This window comes from Paenibacillus hemerocallicola, assembly GCF_006265175.1.
Lineage (GTDB): Bacteria > Bacillota > Bacilli > Paenibacillales > NBRC-103111 > Paenibacillus_AB > Paenibacillus_AB hemerocallicola.
Map to the genome: position 1 here is coordinate 1 of NZ_VDCQ01000007.1, position 18,914 is coordinate 18,914.

Annotated in this window: 15 protein-coding genes; 2 read left to right on the top strand and 13 right to left on the bottom strand. The window is 56.9% G+C overall.

The window, feature by feature from the left end:
• Positions 1-25 precede the first annotated feature (25 nt).
• The 7 genes from FE784_RS06825 to FE784_RS06855 all read right to left on the bottom strand — a co-directional run bounded on the left by FE784_RS06825 (position 26) and on the right by FE784_RS06855 (position 7,941).
• Positions 26-313 (bottom strand): hypothetical protein, encoded by a 288-nt coding sequence (locus FE784_RS06825; protein WP_139601397.1) that lies wholly within the window; start codon positions 311-313, stop codon positions 26-28.
• Between the two features lie 280 nt (positions 314-593).
• Complete coding sequence (locus tag FE784_RS06830; RefSeq protein WP_139601398.1) at positions 594-1,601, bottom strand: LacI family DNA-binding transcriptional regulator; 1,008 nt, start codon at positions 1,599-1,601, stop codon at positions 594-596.
• A gap of 1,098 nt (positions 1,602-2,699) precedes the next feature.
• Entirely contained in the window at positions 2,700-3,920 is a 1,221-nt protein-coding gene (locus FE784_RS06835; RefSeq protein ID WP_139601399.1) for a Gfo/Idh/MocA family protein, read from the bottom strand.
• 102 nt (positions 3,921-4,022) lie between these two features.
• Entirely contained in the window at positions 4,023-4,844 is an 822-nt protein-coding gene (locus FE784_RS06840) for a sugar phosphate isomerase/epimerase family protein (RefSeq protein WP_139601400.1), read from the bottom strand.
• A gap of 132 nt (positions 4,845-4,976) precedes the next feature.
• The gene (locus FE784_RS06845; protein WP_139601401.1) at positions 4,977-6,149 is read right to left on the bottom strand and encodes a dihydrodipicolinate synthase family protein; all 1,173 of its coding nucleotides are present in this window, start codon (positions 6,147-6,149) and stop codon (positions 4,977-4,979) included.
• 14 nt (positions 6,150-6,163) lie between these two features.
• Positions 6,164-7,315, bottom strand: a complete 1,152-nt coding sequence (locus FE784_RS06850) for a Gfo/Idh/MocA family protein (protein ID WP_139601402.1) — start codon at positions 7,313-7,315, stop codon at positions 6,164-6,166.
• A 179-nt stretch (positions 7,316-7,494) separates the two neighbouring features.
• Positions 7,495-7,941: a hypothetical protein gene (locus FE784_RS06855; protein ID WP_139601403.1), complete on the bottom strand. Its 447-nt coding sequence runs from the start codon at positions 7,939-7,941 to the stop codon at positions 7,495-7,497.
• A 147-nt stretch (positions 7,942-8,088) separates the two neighbouring features.
• Here FE784_RS06855 and FE784_RS06860 point away from each other — a divergent pair, with 147 nt between their 5' ends.
• The gene (locus tag FE784_RS06860) at positions 8,089-8,622 is read left to right on the top strand and encodes a PadR family transcriptional regulator (protein ID WP_139601404.1); all 534 of its coding nucleotides are present in this window, start codon (positions 8,089-8,091) and stop codon (positions 8,620-8,622) included.
• Between the two features lie 528 nt (positions 8,623-9,150).
• Here the strand turns inward: FE784_RS06860 and FE784_RS06865 are convergent.
• Together FE784_RS06865 and FE784_RS06870 are read right to left on the bottom strand one after the other, a co-directional pair.
• Entirely contained in the window at positions 9,151-10,044 is an 894-nt protein-coding gene (locus tag FE784_RS06865; protein ID WP_246131931.1) for a helix-turn-helix transcriptional regulator, read from the bottom strand.
• A 169-nt stretch (positions 10,045-10,213) separates the two neighbouring features.
• Positions 10,214-12,814 carry a glycosylhydrolase-like jelly roll fold domain-containing protein gene (locus FE784_RS06870; RefSeq protein WP_246131932.1) on the bottom strand — a complete coding sequence of 867 codons (2,601 nt, stop codon included), beginning with the start codon at positions 12,812-12,814 and terminating at the stop codon, positions 10,214-10,216.
• A 332-nt stretch (positions 12,815-13,146) separates the two neighbouring features.
• Between FE784_RS06870 and FE784_RS06875 the strand changes: the two genes are divergently transcribed.
• The gene (locus FE784_RS06875; protein WP_139601405.1) at positions 13,147-13,362 is read left to right on the top strand and encodes a hypothetical protein; all 216 of its coding nucleotides are present in this window, start codon (positions 13,147-13,149) and stop codon (positions 13,360-13,362) included.
• Positions 13,363-13,564: 202 nt separating this feature from the next.
• On the opposite strand, the gene FE784_RS06880 is transcribed toward FE784_RS06875, so the two are convergent.
• From FE784_RS06880 to FE784_RS06895, 4 genes are all read right to left on the bottom strand, one after another.
• Complete coding sequence (locus FE784_RS06880; protein ID WP_139601406.1) at positions 13,565-14,659, bottom strand: hypothetical protein; 1,095 nt, start codon at positions 14,657-14,659, stop codon at positions 13,565-13,567.
• A 77-nt stretch (positions 14,660-14,736) separates the two neighbouring features.
• A complete protein-coding gene (locus FE784_RS06885; protein WP_139601407.1) occupies positions 14,737-15,765 on the bottom strand; it encodes an alpha/beta hydrolase family protein in 1,029 nt (342 codons plus the stop codon).
• 711 nt (positions 15,766-16,476) lie between these two features.
• Positions 16,477-17,382: a Gfo/Idh/MocA family protein gene (locus FE784_RS06890; RefSeq protein WP_139601408.1), complete on the bottom strand. Its 906-nt coding sequence runs from the start codon at positions 17,380-17,382 to the stop codon at positions 16,477-16,479.
• A gap of 147 nt (positions 17,383-17,529) precedes the next feature.
• Complete coding sequence (locus FE784_RS06895) at positions 17,530-18,876, bottom strand: helix-turn-helix domain-containing protein (RefSeq protein WP_139601409.1); 1,347 nt, start codon at positions 18,874-18,876, stop codon at positions 17,530-17,532.
• Between the last annotated feature and the right edge of the window lie 38 nt (positions 18,877-18,914).

The window sequence follows — 18,914 nt, forward strand, 5'->3', positions numbered from 1 at the left end:
CGTGACATTAAGCGGTGTCTACTTTTTATTCTAACTGCAAATGGGCACTAAAGTCGGCGCAAAGCGGGCAACCGATGCGGATAGTGCTGAAACCAACCTTATTTGTGACGCAGATGGATAAATTCCTGTCGAAACCCGGCTTGCTAAAGGAAATAAGGTTGAAACGGGCACTAAAGTCGGCACGAAGCGGGAAAACGATGCGGACAGTGCTGAAACCAACCTTATTGTGGCAAGGATGAATGAAATCTGGCCAAAAGGCTTCTATTTCGTCAGCACCGCCTTTACTGACTGATTTCAATGATCTTTTCGGCACTCTGCTTCGCCTTACATTCTGCTTTCCAAGTTCCCGGACTTGGTTTTCGATAACCGATATCTAGAAAAATCGAAATAGGGACCTAAGCAGTAACACTTTGGTTCACTATTAGCGAACATAAGTTCCTACCGTTGGCTAACGGAGGCCTCTTACGGACTATAACGGCTTATTCCTCAGTACATTAGCTGACTCCTCCCCACAGCGACATATTCCTCACTGCAGTGGGGTATTCCTCGCCCGGAATCTCATTCTTGGCCCCGAGCCGCAGTCTCCTGCCTATTCAACTCCGGACCGGTCTCGAGGATTCCCGTATGACCAGATCGGGCTCGATTATGATATTTGCGCGGGACGGCCCTTGCGGTTGTTCCGGTCCGCCCTTCGGGCCGAGCTCGCCCGCCAATATTTCGATAGCGCTTGAAGCAAGCCGGGTAATGCCGGGACCTACGACGGTCAGCGGTACGTCCAGCAGCTCCTGCATTTCGGGCACATCGTCGTACACGATCAGCGACATATCGTCCGGGATGCTGATCCGGTACTTCCTGAACCATTTCAACATCTGGAACAATACGCCCTGGCTATCCAAAATCAACGCCGTCGGCCGATCTTCGGCCGGCCGCGACAGCATCTCCTCCACCGCCTTCGCCGGAAACTCCTTCCCTTCGCGCTGGATGAGGTAATCGGGATGATGCTCCATCCGGAACTCCACCATTCCCTGCATATAGCCGCTTAGCTTATCGGAAGCGCGACCGATGAACGTGACTTTGCGGTGACCGAGCTCGGCCAAGTGCCGCATCGCCTTGTATATCCCTTTCTTCCGGTCAATCTCGATACGGTGCGCGCCTTCCAGCGAGGCCCCGCCCATCAGCAGCAACTCGCCCTGAAAAGCTTCCATCTCCTTCATGAACGACATGTCGGGCACCCACCCCGAAGATTCCCAGAACAGGATCCGGTCTACGAAATGCTCGTTAAACGTATGTACGGCCACTGCCGGATTGGCCACGGAAATTAGAAACGTGAGCCCTCGATTCGCCACCTCTAGTTGGATCGCACGACAAAGATGATAATAAAACAAACCTTCCGTTCTCGGCCAAATCAATCCAATGCAGTTGGATTGGCGCGTGACGAGCCGTTTGGCAGCCAAATTCGGAACGTAATTGAGCTCCTTGGCTATATTCAGAATACGTATTCTCGTTTCCTCGCTCACGCCTGGCTCGTTATTCAGCGCTTTGGAAACGGTAGGTTGGGTCACGCCGGCGATTTTGGCAATATCTTTTACGGTGATTCTCATCGGTAAGGCCTCTTTTCCGGATATTGACGACTACGTATACTATATCGTAATTCCTTCCTTTTTGCATCAGCCGCGGGACACGGAGGAGTTGTACGGATAAGGTGCTTAAGCGAAGGCTATAAAATAGGGAAGCAAGGGAATGGAACGTGCTACACCCAAGTTCAAACCGGGTTGCCCTCATGGACTACCTGCCGGGGACTAAAAAGCTACGACAGCATAGTCCGCATACAACCTGGAGACGTTTTGATGAAGCGGGTGCAATGTGTTGCCGGAAATAGAGGAACTATGTTCCGTTATTGTCCCGAATTCCGGCTCACTCTTGAAGATAACGGAACAGGCTTCCGTTATTCTCAATCTTGAGGGTGCAAATGTTGGTGAACAGCGGAATAGAGGAACTATATTCCGTTATTGTCCCGAATTCCGTTGCACTTTTGAAGATAACGGATCAGGCTTCCGTTATTCTTAATCTTGAGGGTGCAAATGTTCATGACCAGCGGAATAGAGGAACTATACTCCGTTATTGTCCCGAATTCCGTTGCACTCTTGAAGATAGCGGATCAGGCTTCCGTTATTCTTAATCTTGAGGGTGCAAATGTTGGTGAATAGCGGAATAGCGGCACGGCACGGTTTTCCGTTATGTTGCGATCGGCACAAGGATCTGACTCCTTAACATACGCCAGTACCGCTAATTGTTGGATTCGCGGTCCCGCAAAAACCGGCAAAAGCCGGCCGGCCCTCACCGCTCCGCGGTACATGCACTTTCGTCCGCAAATATGCTGATTGCCCGGCCCTCATGGACTACGTGCCACGGACAAACAAAAACCGCCCCACTCCGAGGGCGGCCATAAGGGATATGCGTCATAAGGCGGTATGTGGCAAGGCGGTATGTGGCAATGTGATATATGGCAATGCGGTATATGGCAATGCGGTATGTGGCAATGCGGTATGTGGCAATGCGGTATATGGCAATGCGGTATGTGGCAATGCGGTATAGGGCAATGCGGTATAGGGCAATGCGGTATGTGGCAATGCGGTATGTGGCAAGGCAGTATGTGGCAATGCGGTATAGGGCAATGCGGTATGTGCAAGCGATGCCGTCTATAGCATACCGACAGGCAGCTCGAACCGGCCGTAGCCTTCCATCCGGAACGGACTCGTCGGCGTCGCCCAAGGCAACGGATACTCGGAATATAGCAGCCGTTTCGCCGCGGCGTCCTTCATCCGTTCGGACAAGCCGGGCAGCAGACGCACCGTGGAGTCGCCGTCCTCCAGCTCCGTCACATAGCTGCCCGCAATCGCGCGTACGGCACCCGCCGATTCGTAAGCGCCGTTGGACGTCAAGACGAAGCTGCGGCAAGCCTCGATCGGCGAATAAAGAGGCTCGCCGGAGCCGCCGATGGCCTCCATCAGGTTCAAATACATATTGCGCACCAATTCGGTCGAGCCGAACGCCAGGCTCTCCTCGCCGTCGCGGCCGCGGATCGTCAGCTTGTGGGTGTAACTCCAGAAAGCCTCGCCTTCCGTCCCCTTGATGGTGATGGAAGGAACCTCGTTGGCCTCATGACACAGCATGGCGTAGAAATGAACATCCGCGCCGTTCGGCATGACGGCGCGGATGCACGAGACGTCATCGCCCTCGATATCGTTGACATGGTACAGCTCGGCCTGCACCGATACGGGGAGCAAGCCGGGATCCTCGGCGACTCCGGCCGCGAGCAGGCAGTTGTTGAGCAGATGGGCGAGCGGGTTGTTGAACGTTCCGTCCAGCACGTATTGATCGTCGCAGACGAGCTTGCCCGCCCATCGGGTCCGATCGTAATACGCCCTCTGTCTTTTCCACATGCCCACCCCCGTCACATGCTTCACTTGACCGATCGCTCCGGCACTCAGCCGCTCGAGCAAGCGCCGGAACGCCTGCCCCGAAGTATTCTGGAAGTTCACTTGGCACAAACGGCCGCTCTCCTGCCGGGCGGCGATAATTTCGTCGATGTCCTGAATCGTAACGGCCGGAGGCTTCTCCACCAACACGTGAAAGCCCATCCGCATCACTTTGACGCACATCGGCTTATGGGCGGCAATCGGCGTGGCGATCGCGACAAAATCGATTTCCGGATGCTCCTCGAGCATCTTTACATAGTCCGTATAGTGAACGGCGCCCGCCTCGGTCAGCTTGTCATGCGCGGCCCGGTAGGCTCCGACGTTCAATTCGGCGAATGCGGTTATTTCCAGACGCTTCTCGCCGGCCAATTCCAGCATCGTCTTCACGTGCTGGCCGCCAAATCCCCCGATACCGATAAGTGCAGCCCGACATATCCTCACAAATGGTCCCTCCATGGCGGCATAGGCCCCGCGAGCCGGGAAGCCCTGCCTCCCGGCCCTCAAAGGGATCGCCTAGAATGAATGACGCCGAATCAAGCGGCGCTATACATGCTGCAAATAACGTTCTTTAATGAGCGACAACGCCTCGTCCCCGGGCATATCCCATACTTGCCGGTTGAATATTTCCACTTCGATCGCGCCGGCATAGCCGGCCGCCTCGACGGCATGCCGCATCCGGCGCAACTCGATCACGCCGTCGCCCATCATTCCCCTGCCCATGAGCAGATCGGGTACGGGCACGATCCAGTCCGATACGTGAAAGCCCAATATACGGCCCTTCGCCCGCTCGATTTGCGCGTACAGCTCCGGGTCCCACCATACGTGGAACGCGTCGATGACGACTCCGACATCCCGAGCCTCGAATTTCTCGGCAAGCGTGTTCGCCTGCGCCAGCGTATTGATGACGGAGCGCTCGGCGGCGTACATCGGATGAAGCGGCTCGATTCCGAGCTTGATCCCGTGCGAACGGGCGAACGGCGCAAGCTCCGCGATCGATTCCTCGACGGTTTTGCGGGCGAAGTCGATGTCGCGGTCCGGCGCCGGGCCGCAGACGAGCACGAGCACGTCGGTGCCGAGCTCGGCCGCTTCCTCGACAGCGCGGCGGTTGTCGTCCATCCGCTCCTTCCGTTCGGCAGCGGTCGCGGCGGGAAAGTAACCTCCGCGGCACAAGCTGGAGACGCGCAGCCCGGCGTCGCGCACGAGCCGTTTGCTCTCAGCGAGTCCGGCTTCTGCTACTTTGTGCCGCCAGAGCGCGATCCAAGGAACTTCGGCGCGGACGCACGCGTCCACCGCCTCGCGCATATTCAGCCGGTCTGTCGTAATTTGGTTCAAGCTGAGTCTATCTATGGAACGAAGAGGTTCCATGCCGTTCCCCTCCCGGATATAGAAACGGTTGCGCCTAAAATGTGCCCGAAAAGCTTCACGTGTCGTGTCCATGCCGGACAAGACGCGGCGCCCCCGAGTAACGTCGGCGCGCAACCGCTCCCTGGTTGTTGGTCATTGTGCGCGGATACCCGCCAGTGCCAGCACCGGCTTCATCCGTTCGACGGCAAGCTCCGGATCGGCCAGCAGCCCGGCCCGGTCGGCGAGCACGAACAGCTCCGCCAGATGGACGATCGAGCGGGAGCCTTCAGCTCCTCCGATCATGCGGAAGTGCGTTTGACGGCCGTTCAAATAGGCCATGAACACGATTCCCGTCTTGTAGGCATAAGTCGGCTTCTGGAAAATATGCCGGGACAAGGCGACCGTCGGCTCCATGATCGCTTCGTAGCGGACCAGATCGCCCGCGTCCAGCGCATGCAGCGCCTGTGCCGCCGCCGGCGCGATCGCGTCGAAGATGCCAAGCAGCGCATGGCTGTATCCTTGCTCGTCGCCGCGGATCAGCTCCGGATAGTTGAAGTCGTCGCCCGTATACATTTTGACTCCGTCCGGCAGCAGCCGGCGCATCCGGATTTCTTTGCCGGCGTCGAGCAGCGATATTTTGATCCCGTCCACCTTGTCCGCATTCGCCCGGATCACTCTCAGACAAACGTCCATCGCCGCATCCAAATCGTCTTTGTAGCCCCAATATCCGGCGAGAGCGGGGTCGAACATATCGCCCAGCCAATGCAGGATGACCGGCTGCTTCACTTGGCCCAATATGCGGCCGTATACCCGCTCGTAGTCGTCCGGACCTTTCGCGCATGCCGCGAGAGCCCGGCTGGCCATCAGGATGACCTGACCGCCTTCGCCCTCGACGAAGCCGACCTGCTCTTCGTAGGCCGCTTCCACATCGGCAAGCGTTACGGCCGGTCCCGGCGCCAAATGATCGGTCCCCGCGCCGCAGGCGATTTTCCCCCCGACCGAACGGGCTTCCGCGATCGAACGGCGGATCAGCTCCTTCGAGCGGTTCCAATCGAGCCCCATCCCGCGCTGTGCGGTGTCCATCGCCTCCGCTACGGCAAGGCCGAGCGACCACAGATGATGGCGATACGCCAGCGTCGAGTTCCAATCGATCTGCGCCTGGTGAAGCGGATCGGCGTCGGCGAACGGATCGCAGACGACATGGGCCGCGGAGAAGGCGATTCGGCCCGTGAACGGCTTGGTCGGCACGGAGAACGAGGCTGCTTTGCCCGGGGCGTATTCATACAGTTGTCCCCCCGCACGGGGGAGGAGCAATGATTTTGACATATGGGCTCCCTCCCCTACAGGCTCAGCTGCGGCACGTCGATCCAACGGCGCTCGCTCCACGACTGCAGGCCGAGGTCGGCAAGCTGGGTGCCCTTCGCGCCTTCGAGCAAGTCCCACGGGAACGGCGTATCGATCGCGATATGCTTCAGGAACATTTCCCATTGTACTTTGAAAGCGTTGTCGAACGTCGTATTGTCCGGTACTTGCACCCATTGATCGCGGAATTTGAACGGATTCGGAATGTCCGGATTCCATACCGGCTTCGGCGTATTGACGCGGTGCTGCGCTTTGCAATCGCGCAAGCCGGCCACGGCGCTGCCTTCCGTTCCGTCGACCGTAACCGTCAACAGATCGTCGCGGTCGACGCGCACGGCCCAGGACGAGTTCGCCTGCACGATAATGCCGCCTTCCAACTCGAACGTCGCGTAAGCCGCATCGTCCGCCGTACATTCATAAGGAGCGCCCTGCTCGTCAAACCGTTTCGGGATATGGGTGGCCGCCAGGCAAGAAACGGACTTCACTTCCCCGAACAAATTATCGAGCACATAGCGCCAGTGCGCGAACATATCGACGATGATGCCGCCGCCGTCTTCCTTGCGGTAATTCCACGAAGGACGCTGTCCCGGCTGCCAATCGCCCTCGAATACCCAGTAGCCGAACTCCATCCGTACGGACAGAATGCGTCCGAAGTAGCCGGAGTCGATCAACCGTTTCAATTTCAATAGACCGGGCAGGAACAACTTGTCCTGCACGACGCCGTTTTTCACTCCGGCCTTGCGCGCGATGCGGGCCAATTCGAGCGATCCCTCGAGATCGACGGCCGTCGGCTTCTCGCAATAAATATGTTTGCCTGCGGCGATCGCCTGCTTGATGCTTTCCGCACGGCGTACCGTCGTTTGGCTGTCGAAATAGATTTCATTATACGGATCGGCCAGGCAAGCGTCCAGATCGGTGCTGTAGCGTTCGACTCCGTGCGACGCGGCAAGCGACTGCAGCTTGTTCTCCTGTCTGCCGACCAGAATCGGGTCCGGCATGATGACGTCCCCGCCCGGAAGCGCGACGCCGCCCTGATTGCGGATAGCCAGAATGGAGCGGATTAAATGCTGGTTCGTCCCCATCCGCCCGGTAACTCCATTCATAATAATTCCGATATTGCGCACTGCCATTGTTCATTGCTCCCTTCCTTCGTATACCCGTATTGTAGCCGAAGCGAAAGCGCTTTTCTTACAACTCCGGGAAGCCGATTCTTAATTTCGGAAGCGATATTCGGAATAAGCGGTAATGCGAGCGATTTTTACGGGAATCCAAACAAAGAGCGCCCTCCCTCCGGGCGCCCGTTCCTAGCCTAATATTTGCCGCTGACGACGAAAATGATCGAGAACACCAATGCGGAGCTGACCGCGAGACCCGTTACGTAAGAAGAAATGGAAGACGATGCCGATTGGACGCCGCCGCCGGATATCCGCTTCACGAGACGTCTGCCCATGATCGAGATGACGATAATGAAGAGCAGGATGACCATGCCGCCGACGCGTTCCATGTAGATCATCCAGAACGGCTTGTCCGATCCGAGTCCCATCTGGAGCAGCATGAGCACGCCGCTGATCAGCACGAGAAACGCGCTCGGATGGGTGAGGAAATTAAACGTGCGTACCGTTTTCTTGACCAACGCCCCTACGTCCGCGGAATGGATCTGCTTCTTCATGGCGGAGAGCAGGATGCCCACGGCGACGAGAGAACCGAGCCAGACGCATAACCCGGATAAATGAATGAAAAGCCAGAAACCGTACATAATAAAACCTCCTCCGCGCTCCGGACGCCTTATTCGAACGCCTATAGTCACGCGTGATTAATGACACATGAGTAGGTTATCAACTTTTGATCTTCCAGTCAACAGTATTTATAATGGGAATGGAACCAGCTAGGAGGATCGGCCCGCATGGATGAACGCGAACTGCTCGTATTGGGCTTGCTGATGGCGCAAAGCCAGCACGGCTATCAGATCAACGAATTTATAGAACGCAACCTCGGACGGGTTTCCGATATGAAAAAGGCGACGGCCTACTCGATATTGAAAAGACTCGATCAAGCCGGCTACGTCGACGTGAGCGTGGAGCAAGAGGGGAACCGGCCGCCCCGGCAAATTTATTCGATTACGGCGAGCGGCGAAGCCAGGTTTCAGGAGCTTCTGCGAAGCATATTGTCCAGTGTGGAAAACGTAACGCCATCCGGCGATATCGGCCTTATGTTCATCGATCATCTTCCCTCCCCGGAGGCGCTGACCTTGCTGGAGGAAAGGCTGAAACGAACGGAGCGGCTGCTGGCCATGTTCACCTCCGTACCCCGGCACGGTCACGGCAGCGGAGTCGATTTGTCCATCGGCCACCGGATTGCGCTGTTGAAATGCGACCGCGACTGGCTGACGGAAACGATCGGGACTTTCAAACCCTCTGCGGACGACTCCCGGGAATGAAAGGCTTAAAAACGAAAGGCTTAAAAACTACGACTGCCTCATTCGCGTACAGGAGTGCATGTAACCGTATGATCGGTGAAGGCAGGCCGCCTTGGGCGGCGCCTTTAGGGACCGCGAATCCAGCAAATATGCGCGGGCATGCGTGAGAAAACCCCTTAAAACCAGAGGGAGCGGAACTGGGATATGCTATTGACCCGAGTACTCTCGTTGATTGCAAAATAACGGAAAACCGTTCCGCTATTCCGCTGTTCACGATCATTTTCACCCCGAAAGATCGAGTTAACGGAAGCCTGAGCCGTTATCTTCTAGAGTGTATCGCATTTGGGGACAATAACGGAGTATAGTTCCTCTATTTACGGGCAACGTCATGGAATGCCCACCAAGAAGCCTCCAGATCGTATGCGGAGTATGCTCTCGTACAAAAAAACGACGCGCCTTGCTTGATCGTTCAAGCGGAGCACGTCGTTTTTTTCGTTTTTGCGCGGCATAAATTGGGCTTTGCGCAACGATCCGGTAAGGCCAGCCAGCCTATTCGGCCTGCTCGGGCGTGTTCAGTTCTCTGTATGTTTTCGGCGATATTTTCGCGACGGCCTTGAACGAACGGTAAAAGGTGGAGACCGAGTCGTATCCGACCTCGAAGCAGATCGAAATAATATCTTTGCCGGTTTCCGCGAGCAGCTTCTGGGCGAGGCGGATGCGCACCTCGGTCAAATATTGCATCGGCGTCATGTCGTACCGTTCCTTGAAAATATTGTTCACGTGACGGGTGCTTATTCCGAGCTTGGAAGCGATATCGACCGCCGTCAGCGGATCGAAATAGTGCGAGTCGATATAGCTGCGTATTTTCTCCGCGCGGAGCCGGTTCGAGCCGGTTCCGACCGCTTGCGATTGGATCGACCGGGCCAGCGCCAGCAGCAGCTGCGACAGCTGGATTTTGAGCGACAGCCTGCCGAGCGCAGTCGGTTCCTTGGACTGCTCGAACAGCATTTTCCGCAGCAGCTGGCGAAGCTCGCTTCCGATGAACAAGTTCGGCTTCATCAGAATCGATGCTTGAAAATGGGTGCGAAGCAGCTGCTCGGCCATTTCCGGATCGAGCGCCGCTTCGTCGAACGCAAGCACGAGCAGCGTCAATCTCGAATCCGACATGACGGAATGGTTGGAGAATGGAACGATAAGGGCCGTATCGTCGACGGCCAGCTCATGCGTTTCCCCGTCCAGCCTGATCTTGCCTTCGCCCTCCAGCACGAACAGCAGCTGATGCGTCTGGTGATGGTGCTCGGATACGAGATGGCCGCCCATATGCTTCTGCTCGTATATATCGATTTGATTCCGGGACAAGTCGATCCATTTGATCGTCATGGCGCAGCCTCCATCCGTAGAACGGTTCGGGGTATAAGCCGCGATATCGCGAAATCGATCCATGCGCTGCCCTCGCGATACCCCGCTAACCGGTACATCTAGCTTATCGTACTGATTATAACGGAAACCCGGGGGCAGGTGCAGAAAAAAATAATGGGGCGCCTTTCGAAAAAAACCTTCCGTCTGCCATCGGGCGCCGGAAGGTATTCTGCAAGGAAACGCGCGTTCCGCTCTATTCGTTCGTTTCCGCAATGTCCACCGTTACCGGCCCGAACAGGCCGGACGGCAGCGAGGCTTCGTTGTAGGCGTTCGCCAAGCTGTTGGCAATCGTGACGCGAAGCCGGTTTAAGCCCGGTACGGCCGCCGCGGAAATATCCGCATACCGGTACGGCTTCCAGAACCGGACGCCCAGCTCCGTGCCGTTCAGCTCGACCGAGGCCATTTCCTCCGCTTCGCCCAGATCGAGACGGATGCTCCGGCCCGCGCCGACGTCCTCCTGCTCCAGATGGAACTCGTTCCCGTACTCGACTTTGCCGGAAAAGTGCTCCATCCCGTCCCATCCGGTCCAGGAGCCGAGCTCGACCGCGCCGAAGCTGACGCACTCATCGTCCTTCGTCCCGGATACGGTCGCGGTCCATCCTGCATCGAGGCGGATCGTGCGCATCGTGTGCGATGTCGCGACCGATGCGGCTACGACGGGCGTTCCCGACGGGTCGACGCACAGAATGACGCTCTCCCTCCGTTCCAGCGCAACCGGCAAACGGACGGATCGCCCGGTCCCCGACGTCGGAAGCACCGGCTGTACGGACGAGCCTCCCGTCCACGGATCCCATTTCTCCACAAAGCCGGCTGTTCCAAGCAGGGCAATGCCTTCCCAACGTTCCTCGCCTTCATTGACCAACAAATAGAAGTGGGCACCCTCCTTTCGAACGTGGCTGATGCGAATATCGGAAGCCGCAGGGCTTAGCCCGACATCGCGAGCAATGAGCCTGTCGATTAGAGCGGGAAGCTCCGAACCGGAGACCGCATGTTGAGACCCGGAGTAACTAGCGACCGGCAATGCCGCCAATGCCGTATCCACCCCGGCCGCAACCGGTGCTTCCGCCAGCTCCAAGTCCCCTGACTCGGACGCCTCCTCCGATACGACGATTACCGTTCCGCCCGACTGTACGAACTCCTCCAGCCTGCTCCTCGTCTTCGCCGAAAATTGCTCCGGCCGATCGACGATAATGACCGAATAGCCATAGTCGCCTATACGCGCCTCGCCGTCGCGCAGCATGCACGAATCGGTGAACAACCGCTCTTCCAAATAGTTGAACTCGATCTGGCTTCGGTAGAGCGGAATGGCGATTTCCCAAGGCATCCGGTCTTCTTCGCATAAAATCGCGGTCCGGGCCGCGTTGACGGAGTCCGTCATGAGCCAGCTCATCCGTCTCATATAGTCGCTGATGTGCCGGTAATGCGGCCACCAAATACTGTTCGGGCCTACGTCCGGCGGACGCTCGTCCCGCCTCTCCCCTTCGATGGAGTAATAGAACGCGTGCGGCACGAGCAGATTGACGCCGCGGACGAACAGCCAGTCCATGTACCATTTCATCTCGTCGGCAGTAAAATGCCAGCCCAGCCCGTCCTTGAAGCAGGCGCCGAAGCATTCGTTCAAATTCCGTCTTCTGCCCCGGTGGCGCGCCGCGTCCGACGAGCATTTGCCGAGTGTGCTGCCCGCCCCTTGCAGCCCTTTGTCCCCGCCCGGCTCGACCACTCTCCAAACGATATCCTGGCCCGGCAGCTGAAAATAGTCGAGCAGGCCGATCTCGTCGCTATGGCCGGGATGCCCGGTCAACTGGATGCCATGCTCCTCGCACCAGACCGAGAGCGGACGGTAAAAGCTGTCGGTCAGCTTGGCATTTACGGCTTTTTGATAGGCGGCACGAATGTCTCCGGTCCCGTGTCCGGCATCGAGCCAGAGTGCCGGCAGCTGCTCCTCCTTCAAGCCGAAGCGCCGGGCGTAGGAGAGAAATCCGTCCGTCCAAGGCTTCAAGTCGCGAATCGGCTTACGCCCCAAAATGTTCGGTTCGTCCGTAAACATCGCGATCACGGTGCTTCCGAAAAACCGCTGCAGCTTCCCGTAATAAGCTTCGTGCGTCAATCGGATGAACGTTTCCGTTGCCTTCGGATTCAACAGGTCGGCCGACGGCGGTGCATCGGGATCGACATCATCCTGTCCGAAATAAACGCCGCGTATAACCCCTTTGGAATAAGTCTCCACGAACAGCAGGACGGACCAGCTTCCGCCGTCCGGAGGCTGAAAAGCAACCTTATCGGTATTCCCGGCCCCGAGCAGCACCACTTTGGCGGGATCGATCCCGCCGTCGAATGTTTTCGCCACTGCTTGCACCGATACCAATGTCTCGCCGTCCTGAAGGATTACGGGAAATTCGCTGCCTCCTTCGCATGGAATCTCGATCATCTTCAGCCCGCGGCTCGCGTACGCCGGGTTGTCGCGTACGACCATCCCCATCGCCGACCCGGACGGATACATCGCTTCGTCATACAGGATGACTTTCATATGAAGCCGTTCCGCTTCCTCTACCGCCGCTTCCACCAAATTCAAGTAGCCGTCCGATAAATAAGGCGTCGATTCGCACAAACCGAGCCGCGGGTGAATGACGAAGCCCGCTACCCCCTTTTCGCGGAAATCGCGAATTTGTCCGATTATCTCTTCCCGTTCCATACGTCCGTTCCAGAACCAGAAAGGCATAGGCGAAAATTCGTCGTCCGGCTCGATGAATTGCTTTTTCAGCGCTTCGAGCATGACGCCGTTCCGTTTTTCCATATGGCTGTACCCCTTCGCTGCGATCCGATGCAGCTTGCTTCATTTTTGGCTGATAGCACTCTTGCCTAATCCACTATATAAAAAAACAGGACCGCAGCACCATTGGCGATACGGACCTGTAGATTGCCGATTCGGTCATTCGGGACGATTGGCTAACGGGACATCCGCCCTTTCCATGCGATTCCTCGATTTTTACCTGTTGGTATAGCTTACGTACAAGTCGACCGTAGCTAGGCAACGTTCTCCATCCCCTGGGCGACTCCGCCGATTTTCACCGCGAATTCAAGCAAGAAATGATCCGATACCCCGCCTGACGCATTACCGAACACGATTTGCTCGTCGGAACATGGACCAGCCCGAGCGACTTCGGCGACCTTATAGGCAAATTGACGCCGGATCGCTGGTTTCACGGCACCGAGTACGGAACGCTTGCCGAATGGAAGGTGACGAAGGAAGGCAGCTTCATCAACGGGCTGCAGGGTGCGGAGACCACGCTCGACATGCTCGGCCTTCATATCGCGAGCCGATCCGCGTCCGTTTCGAAGTAAGCGAAGACGCCGCGAACAAGGGCGGCCCAAATTTGTTCGGCTCCGGATTCGGGGATCATCCGCAAAATATTATACTGGCATTCGTTCGCAGCAGCGAACGTTGATCCGAAGCTGACATTTATGCTCCTCAACAAAAAAAACCACACGGCCGTAGGCCTTGCGGTTTTTTGTTTCCGATTCCATATTCAGCGGCTTTCTCCTGCTATTCGAACAGGCATTCGCTCAAAAAGGCCGGAGCGTATCCGTTCTCGCTCGCCCATTTGGCCGCCGTCATCAGCTTGTCCCGGTAATCCGGCTGATACGCACTATAATGGGTGTAATAGTACTGCTCGTGGATGAGCATTTCTATAAAGCCCGCTTCGCCGGGCAGTGCCTTGACCCGCTCCAGCTCCGGAACGATTTGGTCCTTCTTGAGCCGGTCGAGCACCGCGTCGATTTTGACGAAAACCATATCCTCGCTATGATCCTTCCAGAAATCCCGCCTGTTCAAATGCGCGGTCTGGCTGGCGTCCAAATAGTAAGAAACAACCGGTTTCCCGTCGGCAAATACGAAATAGCCCGCCAAGCCGCGGAAGCCGTATTCCCTGAGCGCTCTGCATCCTTCGCGAGTAGCTTCCCCCCAATGGATCGTCGTTACCGGATCGAGAAGCTCCTCTCCCGCAAAGCGGATAATTTGCTCCGTCACCCGCTCGCAGTCCCGTATGACCTCGTCCGCCCCGGCGTTGATATATGGCTTATCCGGGTCGTTCTGCAGGGCATGAAACGTCAACCGGATCCAATCCGAATTCGCCTTCCACTCCTCTTTGTACGTATCCGGCATTTGGGATAGGTCGAACCCTTCCGTCTGATAATAAAGGTTAAATTGCACCTTCGTCCCGTACGCGTCGTGCACGTCCTTATACATGGCCAAATACGGATTATCGAAGATAGACCGGTAAACGTCGCGATTTTGCGCGATATCTTTCAGAAACCAAATATTGTCGTCCACGGATATCCGATATTTGTTAGTCGCATGCTTTAGCCAGTACACGACCAGACTGTCGCTGTAACCGGCTTCTTCATCGGCGATCGCGATCGTGTTGCTGTACCCGTCCAATGCGATTACCGCATAATAACCCCCGTCCCGCGGCACTGCTTCGACACCGTTGACAGCAACGCGGCATCCGCCGGGCCCCGCTATGGCGACTGTAATGTGCAGCCGTCCGTCGCGGAGCTCGCCGTCATATTCGTTCAGCATGTCGCCATCCAAAGGGAATATCGTCTTCCATTGTCGATTCGAATTAGGTTGTTCGGCCATTTCAACCATTCCTCCACATATCGTCCGCACGCGAAAATCGGATGCTTCCGGCTCCGCTTCTACGACGTTATCTCATTTCAGCTATGGCGCTTCAGCCACGTATCCAAAAAATCGTATGCGGCGGCCCTTACGGGACCGGGGAAATCGTGCGCGCTCGTGCCGTCCAATGAGAGCATGCGTTCCGGTTCGCCCAGCCATTCGTACAGCGCATGCAAATCGCGCATCGATTCGGCGATCGGCTCCCAATGAGGGAATATTTTGTCCGCTTGGCCGCTCCAGTTGAACAAGGGCGTCGGTGCGGCCAAAGCCGCGATCTCGTGCCATTCGAACGGCACGATTCCCCGCTCCAGCTCGTCGGTAATGACGGGAATGTGCGAGAACCAGTCTCTTCGTCCCCAACGTCCGGGATTCGGATCGCCCGTAAACGTAGCGTAGCCGCAGCTCGATACGACCGCCCGGATCCGCTCGTCCGCGACCGCGAGGAAAATCGCGTTGTAGCCTCCGAGGGAGTGCCCGATTGCCCCGATCCTGCCGGCGTCGACATAGTCGAGCGATACGAGCAGGTCCACTCCTTGCCGGTGGTCGGCGATCATCTTCGCGACTGCGGTCCACTGCGGATATCGCTCGTAGAATGGAGCCGTCTGGTAAGGAGATGCTCCTTCGTAGACGCGTTCGCCCGCGGTGATCGTATCGGGCGCGAGCACGACATAACCGCGATCGGCCAGCTCCGCGCCATAGCGCCGGTTGTGACGTCCCTGCGGGGTGGCCACGTCGGCCTTGCCCTCGTTCGACGTCGGATGAAGCGCCAGGACCGCCGGCTGCCTCGCGGCCGCTTCCCGCGAGCCGCGCTTCGGCACGAGCAGGTACGCGGTCACCGTATCCCCGTCTGCCGTATCATAGCGAAGGTGCCGTCGGACGTGCCGCTCTTCCTCCGTTTCCGACAATACCTCGTAGCGAAGCGGAACGGACTCCGGCAAGCCGCCGATGCACTCCAGCCATCGACGCATGATCGATTGCCGCTTTGCCTCCCATTCCGCCTTGTCGGAAATGCCGTGCAGCAGCTTCGGTATGCCGTCACGGTTCAGTTGCTCCAGCGAATAGCTCATGGGCGCCCCCTTGTAAATTCATGATATATACATGTATTTCTATAGGCAAACTTCGCATTATGTATTTGGCATTACGCCAATCTCCATTATAATGTCATTTCCAGGCCCTGAAAAGAGTCAAGTTGCTCCGCCGTACAGGCCGTATAGAAGGCCGATTCCTTAAAAAACGATGAATCACGCAGACGAACTGTACAGCATGAGGCTGTTGAAAAAGTCTGCAAAGAGAGGGAGCGCCGGAAACAAGAGGCGGGGGAATGCGCTCCACATCCGTTAACATCGTGTTGGTTTTAAGATTTTAGCGGTTACAACACGATTTTAAAGTCAACCGCTTCGCTTTCCGCACACTTCCCCCACCGCTTTTTGTATGACAAATCTCTCTTTTGACTTTTTCAACAACCAGAAAATATGCAGCTATTTCGGTGAAGACTTGCCTCGCTGCCGTGGTGAACTGGAAAATATACAGTTATTCTAGCTTGTTTACACCCATTTTTCGGTCTGGTAGTGATTTACCTGCATATTTTCCGCTTATTTCGGCGAATATCGCGAATTTGCTGAAAATAACTGTATCATTTACAGTCAAGCATGAGGAGGCTAGCTTCCGTCGACGTCATTCGGTCGCTCTGCCTGGAGCTGCCGCCGGCCTTTTAAAAATTCCGCTGCATCGAAAAAAGGCGGGGAAACTTGCTCTCCCCGCCCCGATCTTCGCTTGTATTACAGCGCTACGGTTTTGCCGTTCAGACGGCTCTCGTTGGCCGCTTCGATAAAGCGGATGACCGCGATCGTTTCCGTGAAATCGATAGCCGCGCCTTCGCCCTTGAACAACGGGACGATCCGCTCCAGCAGGCTGGCATAGTAAGGCTTCGCGTGCGCGTACACGTCCACGAACTGGCTGCCCTTCTCCCGATGCACCGTCGCGCCGAACTGGTTGTTGCCCTTGCGGTTGCCGCGAACCGTGGCGATTCTTCCGTCCGCCCAACGTCCGACGATAACGTCGTGGTCGTCGTTCGTCGTCACCGTTACGTCGACGCAGTCTTTGCCGAGTACGGCGAATACCATCTCGACCGTATGGATGCCATACCAATAGTAGCCCGGCTGAGTCGGCTGGATGGCCATCGGACCGTATGCGTCTACGCCGATGATCGCGCCCTTCTCGGCATTGGCCAATACTTCCGTCAGTCCTTCCGCATAACGGAGCGCGGATGTGCTCATGACGGCGATGCCGTGCTTGGCCGCCAAAGCCGCGATTTGCTTGGCGTCTTCCGACGTTACCGCAAGAGGCTTGTCAATGAACACAGGCTTGCCGAACGGCGCGATTTTGGCAAACTGCTCCAGATGCACGCGTCCGTCTACCGATTCGAGCAAAATCGCATCGCTCAGCTCGGCTACCGCTTCGACCGAGTCGACGATTTGGACGCCCTGCTCGTCGCGCAGCTTGTCGGTAAAGCCCTGCACCCGGGAAATGCTCAATTCGAAATCCGGCGACCCGCCCGGAAAAGCGACTACGACTTTGCCCCCTGGCACATGATACGCATGGGTGGAATCGTTCAACAGCTGGGTAAAAGCGGTAACGTGGGACGTATCCAATCCGATAATTCCGATCTTCAATGCGTTCGACATGGAACGCACCTCCTCATCCATATTTTCCGTCGGCTTCGTACGAAGCCTGTTCCTCTAAGTACTATACCAAGAGAGGGAGCGGAAATATTGCCTTTTCTTTCGATCGGCTTCGCCTTTTTTTTCGATATTTCCCGATTCGGCGCAACGTTACCTGACCAGCTCGCTCAGAAAAGACAGCCGGTATATTTGCTTCGGCCGGCCTTTCGACTTGCCCTTCTCCTCGCCGATAATTTCGATCAGCCCGGAATCGAGCCACGCCAGCAAAAAACGATGCGTGCTGCGCACCGTGACGTCCAACACATTGGCCAGCTCCTGCGCCGTATAATCCGTCTTGCCGAAGCGTGTAACATGGGCGACGAGCTTGCTCAAATAGCCCGACGTCAGGCCGGCGTCTTCGGCCCGCTTCAGCAAGTTCGCGTCGATCAGCGACAGGTCGTACTCGTGCGGATGCGTCATCTCCAGAGGTCCGATCACGCTCTTGTCCTCGCGGACGATGAAGCAGATGTCTCCCCCGCTTTCCTTCGAATTGCGCAGCGCAAGTCTGGCGTGGGTACCGGCTTCATTGGCCGAACGCCCGAACCCGATGCCGATGCTGAGCGACAGCCCATAGTACTTCTCGACAACCCGGGCCAGCGGAATCGATTTGTAGCCGCCCGTCTCCCGCTCGAAAATGCCGCGGGTCGTAATGAACAAATATTCGTTTCCGCCCAGATGCGTCAAATGCCCGTCGAGCGACTCCACGTATCCGAGCAGCATCCGATGAATGTCCAGCTTGAGCCGCTGCACCTCGTGCTCCGACGTTTTTTTCTTCGCAAGACGGTCGAATTCGTCCACGTGGATAAAACCGGCCACGATTTGCGACTCGTTGCTGCGGCGCGTCTCCGTCGACAGCAACGAACGCTCCAGCGACACGATGATGTCCTGATCGGTAGGCAGCACCCATTCGTTCGGAATGCCTTGCTCCGTCAGCGCCGACGATACGGAACCTACGCTCGTGAGAGCTACCTTCACCCTGCCGGACTTGTACTGCTCGGCGTGGAATTCGATCAGCGCTTCCTTGGACACGAATTCGGACCCGGGATAGTGGACCGTTCCCTTATACACTTCTCCAAGCTCGCGGAAAGCTTGCTCCACCGATTGCTTGGATAATGTGTCGACCGACATTTCATCGAGCCCCCATCGTCTCTCGATGCGGAATAGCGCCCGGTACAAGCCCGTGCCCGACAAACGCACATAATGGACCGGAATTTTGAAATTCAGCTTTTCGACGGCCAGCCTGTACGGGACCGGTCCCGAGAACAAGATCACTTCCACGTGGTCCATCAGTTCCCGGGCAAGGTCCGGCGCCTCGTCCTCGCGGCTGTATGCCCGGGCGATCGGGTCGAACGACGGAAACCCCTTCAAGCAATGGTTCATTTTCTCGACGAGCGGCTCGGGACCGATAATCCCGATGGCGATGCCTTTGGCGGTCGGAGCCGTGTTCGTTTCGGCCATGGTTCAGCCTCCAGACGTGACGTTATAATCGCTTAAGC

Coding starts and splice junctions, on each gene's coding strand:
- FE784_RS06845 (WP_139601401.1), bottom strand. CDS start 6,149: ATGTCAAAATCATTGCTCCTCCCCCGTGCGGGGGGACAACTGTATGAA.
- FE784_RS06885 (WP_139601407.1), bottom strand. CDS start 15,765: ATGAGCTATTCGCTGGAGCAACTGAACCGTGACGGCATACCGAAGCTG.
- FE784_RS06880 (WP_139601406.1), bottom strand. CDS start 14,659: ATGGCCGAACAACCTAATTCGAATCGACAATGGAAGACGATATTCCCT.
- FE784_RS06830 (WP_139601398.1), bottom strand. CDS start 1,601: ATGAGAATCACCGTAAAAGATATTGCCAAAATCGCCGGCGTGACCCAA.
- FE784_RS06865 (WP_246131931.1), bottom strand. CDS start 10,044: ATGGATCGATTTCGCGATATCGCGGCTTATACCCCGAACCGTTCTACG.
- FE784_RS06840 (WP_139601400.1), bottom strand. CDS start 4,844: ATGGAACCTCTTCGTTCCATAGATAGACTCAGCTTGAACCAAATTACG.
- FE784_RS06850 (WP_139601402.1), bottom strand. CDS start 7,315: ATGGCAGTGCGCAATATCGGAATTATTATGAATGGAGTTACCGGGCGG.
- FE784_RS06870 (WP_246131932.1), bottom strand. CDS start 12,814: ATGGAAAAACGGAACGGCGTCATGCTCGAAGCGCTGAAAAAGCAATTC.
- FE784_RS06895 (WP_139601409.1), bottom strand. CDS start 18,876: ATGGCCGAAACGAACACGGCTCCGACCGCCAAAGGCATCGCCATCGGG.
- FE784_RS06855 (WP_139601403.1), bottom strand. CDS start 7,941: ATGTACGGTTTCTGGCTTTTCATTCATTTATCCGGGTTATGCGTCTGG.
- FE784_RS06890 (WP_139601408.1), bottom strand. CDS start 17,382: ATGTCGAACGCATTGAAGATCGGAATTATCGGATTGGATACGTCCCAC.
- FE784_RS06860 (WP_139601404.1), top strand. CDS start 8,089: ATGGATGAACGCGAACTGCTCGTATTGGGCTTGCTGATGGCGCAAAGC.